This window comes from Labrys neptuniae, from assembly GCF_040797145.1.
Taxonomy (GTDB): domain Bacteria; phylum Pseudomonadota; class Alphaproteobacteria; order Rhizobiales; family Labraceae; genus Labrys; species Labrys neptuniae.
Genome location: NZ_JBFNQD010000023.1, coordinates 1 through 16,462, shown reverse-complemented (window position 1 = coordinate 16,462; position 16,462 = coordinate 1). Strand labels below are relative to the sequence as shown.

Sequence of the window (16,462 nt, the reverse complement as noted above, 5' to 3'; positions counted from 1 at the left end):
GTGCAATCTGGCGTTACATTGAGCGAGATCGTGCAAGGCGGCAAGCGATCTGCGTAGATCGATTGGCGAGATCATGGGCAGAATTGCAGATTTGCCTAGTGCGGAGGCATCTTGCCTTCCCTGCTGGCATTGTTTGCCTGAAATGGCGGCTGAGGCTTCGGCCGCAGTCGATGCGTCCTCGGCCTTTGGTCAGCGGGGATTCACGAGCGAAGCCGGCAGGCGCAGGACGGCGAGGCCACCAATCGCGATGAGAACCGCAAGACAATAGAGCGCGAGCGATGAGCTCTGAGTCGCGTCGCGCATCCAGCCAAGGAAATAGGGGGCGAGGAAAGCCGCGACATTGCCCAGCGAACTCACCAAGGCGATGCCGGCCGCCAGGACGGCGGCGGACATCACGGTGGGCGGCAATTGCCAGAACAGGGGCAGGGAGGTGCTGGCACCCATGCCGGCGATCGTCAGGCCAACCATGGCCGATACCGGGTTGCCGGGATCGAAGCCGATGAGCGCGAGGCCGCCGGCTGCCATGAGCAGAGGGATGCAAAGATGCCAGCGGCGCTCCCTGAACCTGTCCGAGGAATGGCCGGTGGCAAGCATGAAGATGCAGCCCGCCAGATAGGGGATGGCGCTGAGGAGCCCGATCGTCATATCGCTGGTGATACCGGCGCCATTGATCAAGGCCGGTGTCCAGAAAGCGATCGTGTTCACGGCAAGCATGACGGCGAAATAAATGCCGACCAATTGCCAGATCCGGGGATCGCGAAGGCATTGGGACAGCGAGACATTCGCCGTCGGCTTCTGTTCGGCGGCGAGGATTGCGGTCAGATGTTCCTTCTGCGGCTGGCTCAGCCAGGAGGCATCGCGCACGGTGTCGGGGAGCGCTGCGTAGACCACCAAGGCCAGCGCGATGACGGGAAGGCCTTCGAGCAGGAACATCCACTGCCAACCGCGCAGGCCGGCGATGTCGTGGAAGCTTTCCAGAATACTGCCCGAAATCGGGCCGCCGAGCAGGCCGGCGGCCGGCACGGCAAGGGCGAAGAGCGCCGTGACCTGGCCGCGCCGGCGCTGCGGAAACCAGCGATTGATGTAGACGAGGACGCCCGGAAAGAAGCCCGCTTCGGCGATGCCGAGAAGGAAGCGCAGACCATAGAACTGCAGGGCGGAGCTGATCAGGAAGGTCGAGGCGGAGAGAATTCCCCACACGAGCATGATGAGGGTGATGCCACGCCGCGGGCCGAGTTTGTCGAGCATGATGTTGCTCGGCACGCCGAACAGGGCATAGGCCACGAAGAACAGGCCGGCCCCCAGGCCATAGGCGGTGTTGCTGAAGCCGAGATCGGACGTCATCTGCAGCTTGGCAAAGCCGATATTGATGCGGTCGAGATGGGCGAAGACGTAGCAGGCCAACAGCAGGGGCATGATCCGCCACGCCGTGACGCGATGGATCGCATTGCCGACGGCCTGGATATCCGCGTCGATCGCGAAATCTCGGCCGGCGACATCACCCTGCGAATAGCCCTGGTTTGCCATGGCTTCCTCCTGTCGCTCCCGATCTGTCGCCTCGAAGCATGCTTGCCGAGAAGATCAACCTGGATTTCTTTATACTTAATATGTTAATTAAATACTGGATAACCCCATTCGTGCCCGATGGCAAGGGGATGGCGTTCTCGCACCTGGAAGGCAGCGAACGGCAGGATTAGCGATCGGTCCGGGAAGGCGCGTCTTCAGAGGTCAATGCGGTGCACCTGAGTGTCCTCGTGTTTGCTCGACCTTTGTCATTGCCGGGCTTGACCCGGCAATCCAGCCTGGGTCCCCGCGTTGCGCAAGAGGCTTCTGGATAGCCGGGTCAAGCCTGGCTATGACAATTCGGAACGTTTTCTTCCCGGATGACCCGCATTGCGCCTTCAGAGGCCGACTTCATTGCTCATCAGGCGCGAGAGGTTCGCAGCCAGAATATCGATGGCGGCCCGCACACGCAGCGGCAGCACGGGGGAGCGCGGCCAAAGGGCGTGCACGTCGAAGACCAGGCCGGGATGCTCGGTCAGTACCCGGATCAGCTCGCCCTTGCGCACACGCTCGGCCACCAGCCAGCACGGCATCCAGGCAAGGCCTGCTCCGGCCACCGCGGCATCGGCGACGGCATCGAGGGAGTCGAAGATGAAACGGCTCGGGGGCATGATTTCGACGGCAGGCCCGCCCATCACCGGAAACAGCCATGAGCGGGGTTGGCCCGAGCGCCCGTAGAGAATGGCGTGATGGTCGGCGAGGGCGGCCAGGGTGAGCGGCGCTCCATGTTCGCGCAGATAGGCAGGGGCGGCGCACACGGTCATGCGCTGCTGGGCGACACGGCGCGTGATCAGGTTCATGTCGGATTCGAGGGCGCCGTTGCGAATGGCGAGGTCGTAGCCGTCCTCGATCAGGTCGACGCGCCTGTCGTTGAAATTGAGCTCGAGCTCGAGGGCCGGATGCTGGGCGGCGAGCCGGAGCAAGAGCGGCGCGACGCAGGCCCGTCCGAACAGGGCCGGCATGGTGACGCGCAGCCGGCCGCCGACGTCGCGCCGACCGCTGTCGAGCATGGCCTCGCCCTCGCGGATCTCGGCCAATGCCCTCAGGCAGCGCTCATAGAAGACCTGGCCGTCCTCGGTCAGCGCCTGGCTGCGCGTGGTGCGATGGAACAGCCGGGTTCCCAGGCGTTCTTCGAGCCGGGCGATCGACTTGCCGACCGCCGAGCGCGACAAATTGAGCCGCTGCGCAGCCGCAGCAAAGCCGCCGGCTTCCACCGCTTCGACGAAGACCGAGACACCGTTGAGACGATCCACCATGGCAAGGGCGATCTTGTAGATAGCTAGGAACCAATGATCGGAAATTATATCGCCACTGGTGCATGAAATTCAACATTACCGTGCCGGCTCCCTGAATTCGATGGAGACGGTCATGACGGAACAGATGAAACGGTGGTCGATGAACGCAATCGGGCGCGATCGGCTCGTGCTCGAGCATGTCGCCAAGCCCCGGCCGGCGGCGGGCGAAGTCCTGGTCAAAGTGGCTGCCGTTTCCCTGAACTACCGCGATAAGCTGGTGATCGAAACCGGCTTCGGCCAGCCCCTGGCTTTTCCCTTCACCCCGGCGTCGGACATGGCGGGGGTCGTCGAGGCCGTCGGAGAGGGAAGCACGCGATTCAAACCGGGTGACCGGGTGATCTCCACCTTCATTCCCGGCTGGATCGACGGGCTGAACGACGGTACGGCCCGGGTGCCTCCCTATCGCACCTTGGGGGGCATGCGGCCAGGCGTGCTTGCGGATTATGTCGCCTTTCCCGAGGACTGGTTCACTTTCGCGCCCGCCACACTTGATGATGCTGCCGCGAGCACCCTGCCGGTAGCCGGGCTGACCGCCTGGTTCGCGCTGGTGGAGCGCGGAGCTCCCCTGGCCGGCAAGACCGTGCTGGTACAGGGCACCGGCGGCGTCTCGCTGTTCGGGCTGCAGATCGCCAAGGCTGCCGGGGCGAGCGTGATCGTCACCTCCGGCAGCGCCGACAAGCTGGTGCGGGTCCGCGAGCTTGGGGCCGACCATGGCATCGATCGCAGCCGCGAGGACTGGGTGGAGGCGACCCATCGCCTGACGGGGGATCGCGGTGCCGATCACATCCTCGAAGTCGCCGGGGGCCCCAATCTGGGGCAGTCCGTCCAGGCAGCGGCGATGGGCGGGCGCATCTCCGTCATCGGCGTGCTGGAAGGCGTGGAGGTTTCCGCTCCGGTGGTTCCTCTGATGCTCAAGGGCCTCACGGTCCAGGGCATCGGCGTCGGCCATCGCCGGGCACAGGAGGATCTGGTGCGGGCCGTCGACGCGCTCGGCCTCCGGCCCGTCATCGACAGGCGTTACGGTTTCGCCGAGCTCCCGGCCGCACTCGATCATCTCGACCGCGGTGCCTTCGGCAAGATCGTGATCGAGACGGATCGGTAGCTGGAGCAGCCCGCCTTCGCGCCTGACACTCCAGATCCGGCGCTTCCCGGAGAATACGCAACTGTAGCGTCATGCCGCCGCCGCTGCTCTGCCGAAAAGATGCAGGGCGGCATGATAGAGCAGCATGATGGTCTTGCCGTCGCGGATCTCGCCGCGCGCGATCATCGCCAGCGCCTCGTCGATATCGAGTTCGAGGAGGTCGATGTCCTCGCCTTCCTCAGCCTGGCCGCCGCCTGTGCCGACACGGTCGCCCGGGCTGTAGGGCGCGACGAAGAAATAGAGCTTCTCGGTCACCGAGCCCGGGCTCATATAGGCCTCCATCACGCGCCGGACTTCGCGGATCCGGAAGCCGGTTTCCTCCTCCGTCTCGGCGCGAATGCGCTCCTCCGGTCCGGCATTGTCGAGCAGGCCGGCCGGGGCCTCGATCAGGAGGTCGTCCCAGCCATTGACGAAGGCCGGATAGCGGAACTGTCGCGTCAGGACGACGGTACGCCGCGAAGGATCGTAGAGCAGGATGGTGGCGCCGTTGCCGCGGTCATAGGTTTCCCGGCTCTGCCTTTGCCAGCTTCCATCGCCGCGGCGATAGAGAAACGTGGTTTTCTTCAGCACATACCAATCGTCGGAGAGGAGTTCGACATCCTCCACACGCACCCGATCCGCCACGCTCATGACAGCCTCTTTGCACGAAATATCTTGAATGACCTTGAATGGATTTCAAAATTCGTGCAGTTTCGTGCGAAGTCAAGAGAATTCGTGAGGCGGCGGCATCATGCTCACCAGCGAGCGAAAGGCCTATATTCTCGAGGTCCTCGGCCGGGACGGGCGCGTCGTCGCCAAGGCAGTCAGCCGGGAACTCGACCTGTCGGAGGACACCATCCGCCGGGATCTGCGCGAACTGGCGGGCGAGGGGCTGCTGCAGCGTGTGCATGGCGGGGCCCTGCCGGCCTCACCGGCCATGGGCGATCTCGTCCAGCGCCGCGAGGTTTCGGTGGCCGGCAAGGTCGCCATCGGCCGGGCGGCCGCGCGCCTGGTGCGCCCGGGACAGGTGGTGATGCTCGACGGCGGTACCACTGCGGTACAGCTCGCGCGCCATCTCGCCCCCGGTCTCAAGGCCATGGTGGTGACCCACAGTCCGAACGTGGCGGTCGAGCTTGCCGGCCATGCCGGCATCGAGGTGGAACTGATCGGAGGCCGGCTGTTCCGCCACTCCATGGTCGCCGTGGGGGCCGTCGCCGCCGAGGCGATCGCACGCATCCGGGCCGACATCTATTTCATGGGGGTGACGGGCATCCATGCCGAGATCGGCCTGACCACCGGTGACAGCGAGGAGGCGGCCATCAAGCGGGCGCTGTGCCGGCAGGCTGCGGAAACCGTGGTATTGGCTTCCCGGGAGAAGATCGGCGCGGCTTCGCCCTTTCAGGTCGCGACGATGGAGGAGATCGACGCGATGCAGGTGGAGGAGGACACGCCCGATCAGGCCGTCGAACCCTTCCGTGCACTTGGCGTCACCATCATCCGGGCATGATGCTCCCATGCCGCATGGGAGTGCCTGGTCGGTCGGGCGAGGGCGTTTGCCAGGGAGTTCGTTGGATTTTCTTGATCAGAGCGATGCGCTGGAACATGGCTTTGGTGCGCATGGCCGTCTCCGGCGAGGATGGTGCCGGGGCACCCTTCAGAACAGGCGTTGCGCCTTCAGGCTGACATGGCCGTCGCGGCCGATGATGATGTGATCATGTACCACGATGCCGAGCTGCCCGGCGACATCGGCGATGGTGCGCGTCATCGAAACGTCCGCCGAGGACGGCGAAGGATCGCCGGAGGGGTGGTTATGGACGAGGATCAGCGCGGTGGCCGAAAGTTCCAGTGCCCGCTTCACCACCTCGCGCGGGTATACGGGCGTATGATTGACCGTGCCCCTCTGCTGCACCTCGTCGGCGATCAGGCCGTTCTTGGTGTCGAGGAAGAGGATGCGGAAGATTTCGCGCTCGGCGAAAGCCATGGTGCTGCGGCAATAGTCGATGAGCGCCGCCGAGGTCGACAGCACCGGCCGCTTGGCGATGCCGCCCTTGGCAAGGCGATGGCCTGCCGCCTCGACGATCTTGAGGTCGCCGGCCACGCCGTCGCTGACGCCGTCGACCTCCTTGAGCCGGGCGATCGGCGCGCCCAGCACTTCCGCCAGCGAGCCGAAGCGGGCGATCAGCGCCTTGGCGAGCGGTTTGACGTCCCGGCGCGGAATGGAGCGGAACAATAGGAGTTCGAGCAGTTCATAGTCGGGCAGCCGGCCCTCGGCCTCGGCAAAGCGCTGGCGCAGCCTCTCGCGATGGCCGTGATAGTGCGGCTCCACCGGTTCGCCGGCTGACGGGAACAGGGGTGCTTCGCCCAGGCCGGGAAGTGGGGCGTCCGGCAAAGGCGAGCGCCCCTTCTTCATTCAGGCAGCCTTGGCGTAGGGTGGCTGGTTCAACTCGGCGGGGGAGAGGGTGAAGATCTCGACGCCGGTTTCGGTCACGCCGACGCTGTGCTCGAACTGCGCCGAGAGCGAACGGTCACGCGTGACCGCGGTCCAGCCGTCATTGAGCACCTTCACGTCCGGCCGGCCGAGATTGATCATCGGCTCCACCGTGAAGAACATGCCGGGCTTGAGCACCACGCCTTCGCCGCGCCGGCCGCAATGCAGGATGTTGGGCTCGTCGTGGAACAGGCGGCCGAGGCCGTGGCCGCAGAAATCGCGCACCACCGAGCAGCGCTCGGCTTCGGCGTAGCTCTGGATGGCGTAGCCGATATCGCCGGTGGTCGCGCCCGGCTTGATGACGTTGATGCCGCGCATCATCGCCTCATAGGTGACTTCCATCAGCCGCTCGGCCCGGCGAGCGATGTCGCCGGCTGCATACATGCGGCTGGAATCACCATGCCAGCCATCGAGCACCACGGTATAGTCGATGTTGAGGATGACGCCATCCTGGAGAGGCTTGTCATCCGGGATGCCGTGGCAGACCACGTGGTTGAGCGAAATGCAGCTCGACTTGCGATAGCCGCGATAGAACAGGGTGGCCGGGTAAGCCTTGTTGTCCATCGCGAATTCGAACAGCATCCGGTCGAGCTGATTGGTGGTGACGCCGGGCTTGACCGCGTCCACCATCAGGTCCAGCCCCTGGGCCGCAAGCCTGCCTGCCGCGCGCATGCCGGCAAAGGCCTCCGGACCATGGATCTTGATCTGGCCATTCTTGCGCTGGGGAGACAGTTCTGCGTCGATGAAGCTCATGAAACTACCTGATTAGACATGTAGGATTCTTATGCCATCTGGGGATGCGGACAGGAAAGAGAATTCTGAATATCGCATGGCTGCCTTGTGATCGTCTTGGGATCGCAGGCTTCCAGCCCATAGGCGCTAACTTTGCGGATGAGGTGCGGGCCCTTTACCCTCCCCTGGAGGGGGAGGGTCGACACGCAGTCTCGGGGTGGGGTGGCTTCCTCGCGGAGATTGCATTCATTTTGACAGAACTTGCTTAGTTTCACTCCACCCCGGCCTTATAGGCCGACCCTCCCCCTCCAGGGGAGGTAAGAAATCGGCGCATTCTCAACTTAAGTTAGCGCCTATGGGCTTCCAGCCTGCAATTTCGTTGTCATCACCCGCAATGTTTCCAGATGCGGGCGAGGACGCCCGCGATCCCAGAAGCTATGACCGCGCTGGTGCCAGGATTTCCCGCAAAGTCATCCGGCGAAAGGCCGCTACGATGGCCGCTCCTTCCTTTTCGTCCACCGAGACCGCCAGGCGCATGGTTGCCTCCCCGAGCTGCCAGATCGTGAAAGCGGTGGTGGCATAGGCTGAAGCATCCGCCGCCCCGTGGGCCCGCGCCATGGCATCGGCCAGCATGCCGCCGCAGATGCGGCTTTCAGCGAGTTCGAGGGCCGCGAGCTGCTTGTCGGCCTGCGTGCCCGACCAGATGTCGCGCATCACCGGCTCGGCCCGGTAGATGTCGTAATAGATGTCGATCAGCGAACCATAGGCCGCCTCCAGCTCCGCCAGCGATTGAACTGGTGTCAGGGCGTCCTCGATACAGCGGCGGCTCTCGGCGCTGCAGCGCTCGGCGAGGCTGCGGATGATGGCGCTCTTGTCGGGGAAATATTGGTAGAGCGAGCCGATGGAGATGCCGGCCTGTTCGGCGACCTCGCCCATCTTCAACTGGTCGCTGCCGCGTACCCCGATCATTGCCGTTGCCACCGCCAGGATCCTGTCCATGCGTTCGCGGCTGCGCTGCTGGACCGGCGCGCGCCGGGGAAGGGTTGCTGTACTTGCCTCTGCGGGGGAGGCGGCAGGAGATCTTTTTGCAGGCATGGCTTGACAGCGAAAACATGAGTAATTATCACATTCTCAAATATGAGAATTACTCATGTTTATCAGCGGGAGGTCGAAATGGCAAATGATCACTGGTCCAAGGGCGCAGTGCTGGTGTTGGGCGGAACCGGCAAGACGGGGCGCCGGGTTGTCGAAGGGCTGGAAAAGGCAGGGCGGACGGTGCGCCTCGGCTCGCGCAAGGCGCAGCCGGCCTTCGATTGGGAAAGGCCGGAAGGCTGGGCCGCCGCCCTTGACGGTATCGCCGCCGTCTATGTCGCCTATCAGCCCGACCTCGCCCTGCCCGGAGCGGTCGCGGCAGTGAGCCGGTTCTTCGCCGAAGCCAGGGCGGCCGGTGTCGGCAAGATCGTGCTGCTGTCCGGGCGGGGTGAGCCGGAGGCCCAGGACGCGGAAGAGGCGCTGCGGGCCACCAGTCTCGATTGGACGATCCTGCGCTGCAGCTGGTTCTTCCAGAATTTCAGCGAGAATTTCTTCCTCGACGCCATCCTGGCGGGGGAGATTGTTCTGCCTGACACGCTCGCCCCGGAGCCTTTCGTGGATGCCGACGACATCGCCGAAATCGCAGTGGCCGCCTTTGCGGATGCCAGGCATTCCCACCAGCTTTATGAGATCACCGGTGCTGAAGCCCTGACCTTCCAGCAGGCCATCGCGGCGATTGCCGAGGCTTGCGGACGCCGCATCGACTATGTGCCGGTTTCCCAGGAGGCCTATCGCGCCGGCCTGGTCGAGCAGGGCCTGCCGCCGGAGGTCGTCGATCTCGTCACCTATCTGTTCTCTACCGTGCTCGACGGCCGCAACGAGCCGATTGCCGACGGCGTCGCACGCGCTCTGGGACATCAGCCGCGCCGCTTCGCCGATTATGTCGCCCGCACTGCCGCCACCGGCATCTGGGGAGGAAGCCATGCTTGAGCGCAGCCTCTACGTCACCACGTTCATCGCTGCCGTCGGCAGCGGCGTAGTCGCCGGCATCTTCTTCGCCTTCTCCAATTTCGTCATGCCGGCGCTTGGCCGCGTCGCTCCGGCGAGCGGCATCGCGGCGATGCAGGCGATCAACGTCACCGTGATCAATCCCGGCTTCATGCTGGCCTTCATGGGCACGGCGGTGCTTTGTCTCGGACTTGCCCTGGGTTCCTGGCTCTGGCTGGGAGAGTGGAGCGGCAAACTGCTGCTGCTTGGCAGCCTGGTCTATCTTATCGCCTGCATCGGCGTGACCATGGCTCTGAACGTACCGCTCAACGATGCCATCGCCGTGGTCAAGCCGGAGACGATCGAGGCCGGGGAACTCTGGCAGCGTTATCTGGTGGACTGGACATTCTGGAACAGCGTCAGGACCGCGGCTTCGGCGCTCGCCATGGTGCTGTTCATGCTTGCGCTGATTGCGCGCAGCGCTGCCTGAGGGCACTTGCGCGGCGGCCGGGAGAGGGGCTGGCATCTTCCGATGCTGCGTCTTTGGAGCGAGGTACGTCTTCTTCGAATCCGACCCTGCTCGAGCTCCTTGTTCTCGCGCCGTTTCTCGAACGGAAAGCCTGCCGGCCTTTCTGGAGAATGCCCTCAACGCCCGAAGATGCCCTTGAAGAACTGGGCCACGCTGTTGCGCTTCTTCTTGCGTTCGAGTTCGCCGGCATCCTTCAGCCAGGTGATCTGGACGACGCGCCGCTCGCCTGCGAAGGGCTTGTGGCCGTGCCATGAGTTGGCGGCCCGGCGAAAGCCGAAGCAGGAGCCCATGACGGGCGAGATCTCGGCCGTCATGTCGTCGAAATTGTCAGGCCCGTTCAGCACGCGCAGGCATCCGCCTTCACCTTCCTTCCAGCCATCGTTCATATAGACCAGGAAGGTGGCGAGCTTGCTTTCGCTGTCGGTATGGATGCGCCCGTCCTTGAGTTGCGAAAGCCGGCGGATCGTCGTCAGCCGGGGCAGGGGATCGAGATCGAGGCCGAGCTTCTCGGACAGGGACTGGGCCATCGCGCTGCTTTCGAGTTCCTCGACCAGCTCCCGGAAGCTGCCTCGTAGCGCAATGTCGGAAACGGTCAGGAAGCCGGGTTTGTCGATGGCCGGAAAGTCCTGCCGAAGCGACGGGATCTTGTTCTTCTGGAGAAAACCCTCGCCGATGATGTGGCGGTAGGGCTCGTCATGGATTTCAGCATTGCGGATGACATCAAGGTCGATGACAGGCATCGCCGGTCACTCCTGGAATGCAGGCACCGGCTGGCAAAGCCTGCACGGTGCTGCCCGAGCGTCCCCCGACCCTGAATGGATATGACGGGCTTGAATGTCTCGCCGACGCCCGTCGTGGTCAAGATGCTTTTGGTTTATAGGCGGTCCTGTGAGCCCCTGCTGCCTGCTCCTTTTCGTGACCGGCTTGCACGCGTGTCCTTGCTGCAATCTGCCCGATAGGAGAATCGCGCTGGCGCGCCATATTATTGCGGGACTTGGCGGTGGTTGTGCTTGAATGCCCCCGCCGCGCTTCCCAATATTGAGGGAAACTTTCGGGGCCGCCTCGCCGGCACCTTCCCTTGCTTCGTGAGGATCGTTCCTTGTCTCTGACGCCAGCCGATGTCATTCGCGCCCTTGAACTCGTCAAGCTGCCGGCAAGCGGCCAATCATTGCCCTCGACCGGCCGGCTGACCGAAATCCGCATCGACGGTTCGAAGGTGATGTTTGCCATTGCCATCGATCCCACCGAGGCGCGGGCCATGGAGCCGGTGCGTGCTGCAGCGGAGAGCGCCGTGCGCGGCCTTCCCGGCGTCGCCAATGTTCTGGTGGGGCTGACGGCCGAGCGGCCGGCCGGCGCGGCGCGGCAGGAACCGCCGGGCCCGCGGGCGCAGACCGCCGCGCACAATGCGCCGCAGCAGCGGCCGCCCGTGCTGCCCAGCGTCAAGCGCGTCGTCGCCGTCGCCTCCGGCAAGGGCGGCGTTGGCAAGTCGACGACGGCCTGCAATCTCGCCATTGCCCTCGCAGCGCAGGGGCTGAGCGTCGGGCTGCTCGATGCCGATATATTTGGACCATCTGTTCCAAAACTTCTCGGCCTGACCGACAAGCCCGAACAGAATGCCGACAAGAAAATCATCCCGCTCGAAGCCTATGGCGTGAAGGCGATGTCGATCGGCTTCCTGGTCGACCAGGAGACCGCGATGATCTGGCGTGGCGCGATGGTGCAGTCGGCGCTCACCACGCTGCTGCGCGATGTCGTCTGGGGCGAACTCGACGTCATGGTGGTCGACATGCCGCCGGGTACGGGCGATGCGCAACTCACCATGGCGCAGAACACGCCTTTGGCCGGCGCGGTGATCGTCTCGACGCCGCAGGATCTTGCCTTGATCGACGCCCGGCGCGGCGTCGGCATGTTCCAGAAGGTGAACGTGCCGATCCTCGGCATCATCGAGAACATGTCCACCTTCTCCTGCCCCAATTGCGGCCATGTCAGCCATCTCTTCGGCCATGGCGGCGCGCGGCGCGAGGCGGAAAAGCTCGGCGTGCCCTTCCTCGGCGAACTGCCTCTGTCCATGGAGGTGCGCGAACGCTCGGATGCCGGCAGGCCGGTGACTGCGACCTTGCCGGACAGTGCCGAGGCCGGCATCTATCGCCGGATCGCGGCGCAGGTCTGGGCCGGTCTGTCGGGGGAGGGTGTTGATCAACGCCAGCCGCCGCGTATTGTCATCGAGTGACGGCCGGCCGCAACCCGCCGGAACCCGACAGCGACATCATTCGGAAATGCCTATGGAAACGCTCTCTGCAAATCCCGAGCAAGCCTCTCCGGTATCCGTGACGGCCGCCATTCTCGTCGTCGGCGACGAGATCTTGTCGGGTCGCACCAAGGACAAGAATATCGGCTACATCACCGAATTCCTCACGGGTGCGGGGGTGGACGTGAAGGAGGTGCGCGTCGTTCCCGACGAGGAGGAGCGTATCGTCGAGGCCGTCAATGCCCTGCGCGCACGCTATGACTATGTGCTGTCGACGGGTGGCATCGGGCCGACCCATGACGACATCACGGCCGATTCCGTCGCCAAGGCCTTCGGGGTCGGCATCGAGATCGACCAGCGCGCTGTCGAGGTGATGACCAGGCACTATGGCGGTGCCGCAAACCTGACGCCGGCCCGCTTGCGCATGGCGCGCATTCCGGATGGGGCCGAGCTCGTCGACAATCCCGTCTCCGCGGCACCCGGCTTCATGCTGGGCAATGTCATCGTGATGGCGGGCGTGCCCAACATCATGCAGCGCATGCTGGACAACGCCATCCTCAGGATGCGTACGGGCGCCATCACGCTGTCCGACAGCGTTTCGCCGGGACCGGGGATCGGCGAGGGCGCCGTCGCCGAGCCGCTTGCGGCGATCGCGCTGGCTCATCCCGAGGTCTCGATCGGCTCCTATCCCTCCTTCGGCCCGGCCGGCTTCCAGACCCAGCTGGTGATCCGGGGCAAGGATGCCGCCAAGGTCGCTGCCGCCAAGGCCGATATCGAGGCGATGGTCGCCACCATCAAGCGCTGATCACCGATTTTTCCGGGATTGGCTCGTAAAATGGCGTGGAAGGGCGAAAACTGGGCTTGATCCGTTCGATTTCACCGCTATGAAGAGCGACCCGCGAACCCGCAAATTATGGCTCGTCGGATCGGAAACCCGATAAGCCATACTTTGCAGGATTTTTAACATTTGCAAAATTCACCAGCTTCATCCACCCGTGGATGAAGCTGGTGAATTTTTTGCTAGGGACCGGATCATGAACTCGCCGAAGCCCGACAAGGCCTTCCCCGTATCCTGGGATCAGTTCCACCGCGATGCGCGCGCGCTTGCCTGGCGCTTGTCCGGCAGCGGCCCCTTCAATGCCATCGTCTGCATCACGCGCGGCGGCCTCGTCCCCGCTGCGATCATTTCGCGCGAGCTCGGCATCCGCCTGATCGAGACCGTCTGCATCGCCTCCTATCACGACTACAAGACCCAGAGCGGCCTGCAGGTGCTCAAGGACGTCGACGAGAAGCTGGCTGCCAATGGCGGCGAAGGCATCCTGGTGGTCGACGATCTCGTCGACACCGGCTCCACAGCCAAGGTGGTGCGCGACCGCTTGCCCAAGGCGCATTTCGCCACCGTCTACGCCAAGCCGCTCGGCCGCCCGCTGGTCGATACCTTCATCACAGAGGTCAGCCAGGATACCTGGATCTATTTCCCCTGGGACATGGGTCTTGCCTTCCAGCCGCCGATCGCCCAGAGCACCGAGGGCTGACATCGGCGCGCTGAAAGCGCGGCGTTGGTACCAACTCTTCTCGCTCTTCTCGGGATGATATGGCATCAGCCCGGCTGCGCGATGTGCAGCCGTTCCAGTTCCTCCCAGCAATTGCGGATGATCGGCTCCGCGCTCGGGCCGACATGCTCGCGGAAATGGGCCAGCATCTCGTCCATCGGCAGGCCGAGCTCGTCGAAGCCGATCATGTAGTTGCGGATACGGTCGTGCCAGCTGATCGTATAAGGCGCGCCCATCGGTCGGTCGAAGCGGTGGATCCAGCGCAGGAAAGGCAGGCATAGGGTGCGCCCGCCTGCCTGGCGGAATTTCTCGTGAATATAGCCTTCCTCGCCGCCAAAGCCGCGGAAGAGCTTGTTGTAACCCGGCCAAGCGGCGCGGCGGCAGGCGTAGAGGCCGAGCCCCTGCATCGGGATGTCGAAGGGCGGCGCTTCCGGATCCCTGCCAGCGGCGTCGAGCGCCCAGGTGCCATACATGCCCCCGGCCCACTCCGCGTTCCAATGGGTGGACAGGCTCGTGAGGTCGTCGCTGACCAGCGGTCCTTGCAGCAGGTCGTTGCTGCCGGGATGCTGCTCGAAATAGTCGAGCAGCCTGGCTAGCGCGCCCGGCACCAGCAGGACGTGGCAATCGAGGCACATAACGTGCTCGCCGGCGGCTTCCTGCATCACGAAATCGCGTACGGCGGTGCCGATGCTCTCTGATACCGGAATATAGCGAAACCCGCCCGAACCCTTGGCAAGGCGTCGCAGGGCGTCGCCGCACATCCCGTTCGGATTGTTGTCGACCACCAGGAGTTCGAGATCGTCGGCGACTTCGGGATGATAGAGCCGCAAGGCCTGCAGCGTGAAATAGACCCCGTCATAGTCGTCGAACGTCGCCATGCCGATGCTCAGGCGCTTGCGCGGTGCGGCGAGGGCCGGCTTGGGGAAGAACCAGTCGCCGGCCGGACGCGCCGTTACCGCCGCCACGGCCTCCAGTTGCTGGCGCGCCTCGGTCTTGTGCTGATGGACCGCATTCGCCGCCGGCAGACCGGCATCGAGCGTGTGGCGGAGGAAGTTGTCGAGCCAGTCGCCGGGCTGGCCGAAGCGGGCCCTGACCACCGGCACCTGCCGGGCGAAATCGGTGAGCCTGGCTTCGGTCGCAGCCGATATGCGCTGGTCGGGATGCTGGGCGAGTTCGAGAAAGAAGCGGCGCCTGTCGGTCGAGATCGTCTGCAGGTCGGGTTCGGCGCCCTCATGGCGTTGCGGGATGAGGACGAGGGCGCAGGGCCACTCGGCCGCATGTCCCTCCGCCAGGGCCTCCGGCTTGATTATGGCACCCGCCTGGGTGAGGCTGGCATAGGCATCGATGAAGGCCGGCGAAGACAGGATCCGGGCCGATGCCTGCGCATGCGGCGCGAGGGCGAGCGAGCCCGGCCTCACAGACGCCTCCGCATCCCCGAGGCAGACGAGATCGTCGGCGAGGAACTGGAAGCCCTTTTCGACGAGCCAGGCTGCCAGGCCGGTTTTGCCGCAGCCGGGAGGGCCGGCAATCAGCACCACTTTGCCGTCATAGGCGACTGCCGCGGCACGCAGAACCGGGCGGATGGACGCCGCGGCCACCACGCGGCCGATCTCGTCGAGCAGGGGATGCAGGGCCTCCGGCCAGGACAGATCCTTCCAGACCAGGGCGCCGTCGCGATAGAGTTCGAGCCGGCCGTAGGCCTGGCGGTAGAGGCGCAAGGTCGCGGGTGGAGCCTCCGGCTGGCCGTCATGGGCGACATGCCAGAAATAGGGCCAGATCTCTTCGTCCAGATCGTCGGGATAGATCAGCGCGAGGTCGATGCCGCAAAGCGTGATCGAGATAGTGCTTTCGCTCATCCCTTCTCCTGTTGCCTCTTCATGGTCGGGATCCACCGCCGTGGCGTGGACGATCCGCATGGCAGGATGCAGAGCACGAGCGGGCGAGGCCTTGCAAGCCCTGGCCAAATCCGCCGGCAAGGCAATCATCGATGGCGGTGCTATGGTGCCGAATTAATTTTGCCTGTTGCCGATATGTCACCGACTTTTACTTGCCCTGAAAGTATAGCTTGTATCGCATTTTACGAGGGGGATTCGATGCGTACGATTTGCTTCGCCATAGCCGGCCTTTCTGCCTTGCTCTGCTCGACTTCGGTCTATGCCGCCGACCTGGCCGCGCAGGCCGTCGAGCCGGTTGCGCCGGTGGTAACACCTTACAACTGGAGCGGCCCCTATGTGGGTTTGCATGCCGGTTATGGCTGGGGCCGCGAGAATGACGACCAGAGCAAGCTCTTCTCGGTTACGACGACGACCACGGTTGCGCCGCAGTTCGCGGACAAGTTCGATCTCAGCGGTTTCATCGGCGGCGCCCATGCCGGCTACAACTACCAGATCAACGAATTCGTCATCGGCGTCGAAGGCGATATCGACTATTCCAACCTGAACGGCAGCGCCCATGCCAATTATGGCGGCACGCTTCGCACGCTTAAACTGAAGACCGAGTGGCAGGGCTCGGCCCGCGCTCGCCTCGGCTATGCCTTCGACAACATCCTGATCTACGCCACCGGCGGCCTTGCCCTGGCCAATGCCAAGCTCTCCACGGCCGGTGCTGATTCCAGCAATACCCATATCGGCTGGACGGTGGGCCTGGGCGCCGAATACGCCTTCACCCAGAACTGGATCGGCCGCCTGGAAGTGCGCTACAGCGACTTCAACAAGAAGAGCTACGCGACGCCCGATGGCCGCGTGAAGGCGGATTGGAACCAGACGACGGTTACGGCCGGTATCAGCTACAAGTTCTGATCAACCGCACTGCGACGGTATGAGAAGCCCGGCTCCGCCGGGCTCAGACCGCTGACAAACCCCGCCATTTTTGGCGGGGTTATTTTATGTGCCTGCTGCAAAGGTTTGAGTTATCGA

The 16,462-nt window shown here is 64.2% G+C and carries 16 protein-coding genes; 8 read left to right on the top strand and 8 right to left on the bottom strand.

What is annotated here, in order from left to right; translation table 11 throughout:
• Nucleotides 1–189 precede the first annotated feature (189 nt).
• A complete protein-coding gene (locus ABXS05_RS31915; RefSeq protein WP_367626697.1) occupies nucleotides 190–1,527 on the bottom strand; it encodes an MFS transporter in 1,338 nt (445 codons plus the stop codon).
• A gap of 374 nt (nucleotides 1,528–1,901) precedes the next feature.
• Entirely contained in the window at nucleotides 1,902–2,816 is a 915-nt protein-coding gene (locus ABXS05_RS31910; RefSeq protein WP_367626718.1) for a LysR family transcriptional regulator, read from the bottom strand.
• Between the two features lie 115 nt (nucleotides 2,817–2,931).
• On the opposite strand from ABXS05_RS31910, the gene ABXS05_RS31905 reads away from it, so the two are divergent.
• Entirely contained in the window at nucleotides 2,932–3,960 is a 1,029-nt protein-coding gene (locus ABXS05_RS31905; RefSeq protein ID WP_367626696.1) for a zinc-dependent alcohol dehydrogenase family protein, read from the top strand.
• Between the two features lie 69 nt (nucleotides 3,961–4,029).
• Here ABXS05_RS31905 and ABXS05_RS31900 read toward each other — a convergent pair whose 3' ends face one another.
• Nucleotides 4,030–4,629 (bottom strand): NUDIX domain-containing protein, encoded by a 600-nt coding sequence (locus ABXS05_RS31900; protein WP_311938862.1) that lies wholly within the window; start codon nucleotides 4,627–4,629, stop codon nucleotides 4,030–4,032.
• Between the two features lie 100 nt (nucleotides 4,630–4,729).
• On the opposite strand from ABXS05_RS31900, the gene ABXS05_RS31895 reads away from it, so the two are divergent.
• Nucleotides 4,730–5,485 carry a DeoR/GlpR family DNA-binding transcription regulator gene (locus tag ABXS05_RS31895; RefSeq protein WP_367626695.1) on the top strand — a complete coding sequence of 252 codons (756 nt, stop codon included), beginning with the start codon at nucleotides 4,730–4,732 and terminating at the stop codon, nucleotides 5,483–5,485.
• Between the two features lie 147 nt (nucleotides 5,486–5,632).
• Here the strand turns inward: ABXS05_RS31895 and radC are convergent, their stop codons facing one another.
• From radC to ABXS05_RS31880, 3 genes are all read right to left on the bottom strand, one after another.
• Nucleotides 5,633–6,388, bottom strand: coding sequence for a RadC family protein (gene radC / locus ABXS05_RS31890; protein ID WP_367626694.1), 756 nt, complete (start codon nucleotides 6,386–6,388; stop codon nucleotides 5,633–5,635).
• Entirely contained in the window at nucleotides 6,389–7,219 is an 831-nt protein-coding gene (map, locus tag ABXS05_RS31885; protein ID WP_367626693.1) for a type I methionyl aminopeptidase, read from the bottom strand.
• A gap of 414 nt (nucleotides 7,220–7,633) precedes the next feature.
• A complete protein-coding gene (locus tag ABXS05_RS31880) occupies nucleotides 7,634–8,197 on the bottom strand; it encodes a TetR/AcrR family transcriptional regulator (RefSeq protein WP_311938870.1) in 564 nt (187 codons plus the stop codon).
• 174 nt (nucleotides 8,198–8,371) lie between these two features.
• Between ABXS05_RS31880 and ABXS05_RS31875 the strand changes: the two genes are divergently transcribed.
• Together ABXS05_RS31875 and ABXS05_RS31870 are read left to right on the top strand one after the other, a co-directional pair.
• Entirely contained in the window at nucleotides 8,372–9,220 is an 849-nt protein-coding gene (locus tag ABXS05_RS31875; protein WP_367626692.1) for an NmrA family NAD(P)-binding protein, read from the top strand.
• Nucleotides 9,213–9,707 (top strand): anthrone oxygenase family protein, encoded by a 495-nt coding sequence (locus tag ABXS05_RS31870; RefSeq protein WP_367626691.1) that lies wholly within the window; start codon nucleotides 9,213–9,215, stop codon nucleotides 9,705–9,707. The genes ABXS05_RS31875 and ABXS05_RS31870 overlap by 8 nt, the downstream gene beginning before the upstream one ends.
• Nucleotides 9,708–9,862: 155 nt before the next feature.
• On the opposite strand, the gene ABXS05_RS31865 is transcribed toward ABXS05_RS31870, so the two are convergent.
• Nucleotides 9,863–10,486 carry a 2OG-Fe(II) oxygenase family protein gene (locus tag ABXS05_RS31865; protein ID WP_367626690.1) on the bottom strand — a complete coding sequence of 208 codons (624 nt, stop codon included), beginning with the start codon at nucleotides 10,484–10,486 and terminating at the stop codon, nucleotides 9,863–9,865.
• A 359-nt stretch (nucleotides 10,487–10,845) separates the two neighbouring features.
• Here ABXS05_RS31865 and ABXS05_RS31860 point away from each other — a divergent pair, with 359 nt between their 5' ends.
• From ABXS05_RS31860 to gpt, 3 genes are all read left to right on the top strand, one after another.
• Complete coding sequence (locus ABXS05_RS31860; protein ID WP_367626689.1) at nucleotides 10,846–11,976, top strand: Mrp/NBP35 family ATP-binding protein; 1,131 nt, start codon at nucleotides 10,846–10,848, stop codon at nucleotides 11,974–11,976.
• Nucleotides 11,977–12,028: 52 nt separating this feature from the next.
• Nucleotides 12,029–12,799, top strand: coding sequence for a competence/damage-inducible protein A (locus tag ABXS05_RS31855; protein WP_376717703.1), 771 nt, complete (start codon nucleotides 12,029–12,031; stop codon nucleotides 12,797–12,799).
• 229 nt (nucleotides 12,800–13,028) lie between these two features.
• Nucleotides 13,029–13,529: a xanthine phosphoribosyltransferase gene (gpt, locus tag ABXS05_RS31850; protein ID WP_105862778.1), complete on the top strand. Its 501-nt coding sequence runs from the start codon at nucleotides 13,029–13,031 to the stop codon at nucleotides 13,527–13,529.
• Between the two features lie 65 nt (nucleotides 13,530–13,594).
• On the opposite strand, the gene ABXS05_RS31845 is transcribed toward gpt, so the two are convergent.
• On the bottom strand, nucleotides 13,595–15,403 hold the full coding sequence (locus ABXS05_RS31845) for a glycosyltransferase (protein ID WP_367626688.1): 1,809 nt from the start codon (nucleotides 15,401–15,403) through the stop codon (nucleotides 13,595–13,597).
• A gap of 237 nt (nucleotides 15,404–15,640) precedes the next feature.
• On the opposite strand from ABXS05_RS31845, the gene ABXS05_RS31840 reads away from it, so the two are divergent.
• The gene (locus tag ABXS05_RS31840; RefSeq protein ID WP_367626687.1) at nucleotides 15,641–16,345 is read left to right on the top strand and encodes an outer membrane protein; all 705 of its coding nucleotides are present in this window, start codon (nucleotides 15,641–15,643) and stop codon (nucleotides 16,343–16,345) included.
• Nucleotides 16,346–16,462 lie beyond the last annotated feature (117 nt).

What these genes read in the sequence shown, in the direction of transcription:
- ABXS05_RS31845 (WP_367626688.1), bottom strand. Translation starts at nt 15,403, where the DNA reads ATGAGCGAAAGCACTATCTCGATCACGCTTTGCGGCATCGACCTCGCG.
- ABXS05_RS31870 (WP_367626691.1), top strand. Translation starts at nt 9,213, where the DNA reads ATGCTTGAGCGCAGCCTCTACGTCACCACGTTCATCGCTGCCGTCGGC.
- ABXS05_RS31895 (WP_367626695.1), top strand. Translation starts at nt 4,730, where the DNA reads ATGCTCACCAGCGAGCGAAAGGCCTATATTCTCGAGGTCCTCGGCCGG.
- ABXS05_RS31840 (WP_367626687.1), top strand. Translation starts at nt 15,641, where the DNA reads ATGCGTACGATTTGCTTCGCCATAGCCGGCCTTTCTGCCTTGCTCTGC.
- gpt (WP_105862778.1), top strand. Translation starts at nt 13,029, where the DNA reads ATGAACTCGCCGAAGCCCGACAAGGCCTTCCCCGTATCCTGGGATCAG.
- map (WP_367626693.1), bottom strand. Translation starts at nt 7,219, where the DNA reads ATGAGCTTCATCGACGCAGAACTGTCTCCCCAGCGCAAGAATGGCCAG.
- ABXS05_RS31865 (WP_367626690.1), bottom strand. Translation starts at nt 10,486, where the DNA reads ATGCCTGTCATCGACCTTGATGTCATCCGCAATGCTGAAATCCATGAC.
- ABXS05_RS31915 (WP_367626697.1), bottom strand. Translation starts at nt 1,527, where the DNA reads ATGGCAAACCAGGGCTATTCGCAGGGTGATGTCGCCGGCCGAGATTTC.
- ABXS05_RS31880 (WP_311938870.1), bottom strand. Translation starts at nt 8,197, where the DNA reads ATGGACAGGATCCTGGCGGTGGCAACGGCAATGATCGGGGTACGCGGC.
- ABXS05_RS31905 (WP_367626696.1), top strand. Translation starts at nt 2,932, where the DNA reads ATGACGGAACAGATGAAACGGTGGTCGATGAACGCAATCGGGCGCGAT.
- ABXS05_RS31875 (WP_367626692.1), top strand. Translation starts at nt 8,372, where the DNA reads ATGGCAAATGATCACTGGTCCAAGGGCGCAGTGCTGGTGTTGGGCGGA.
- ABXS05_RS31900 (WP_311938862.1), bottom strand. Translation starts at nt 4,629, where the DNA reads ATGAGCGTGGCGGATCGGGTGCGTGTGGAGGATGTCGAACTCCTCTCC.
- ABXS05_RS31855 (WP_376717703.1), top strand. Translation starts at nt 12,029, where the DNA reads ATGGAAACGCTCTCTGCAAATCCCGAGCAAGCCTCTCCGGTATCCGTG.
- radC (WP_367626694.1), bottom strand. Translation starts at nt 6,388, where the DNA reads ATGAAGAAGGGGCGCTCGCCTTTGCCGGACGCCCCACTTCCCGGCCTG.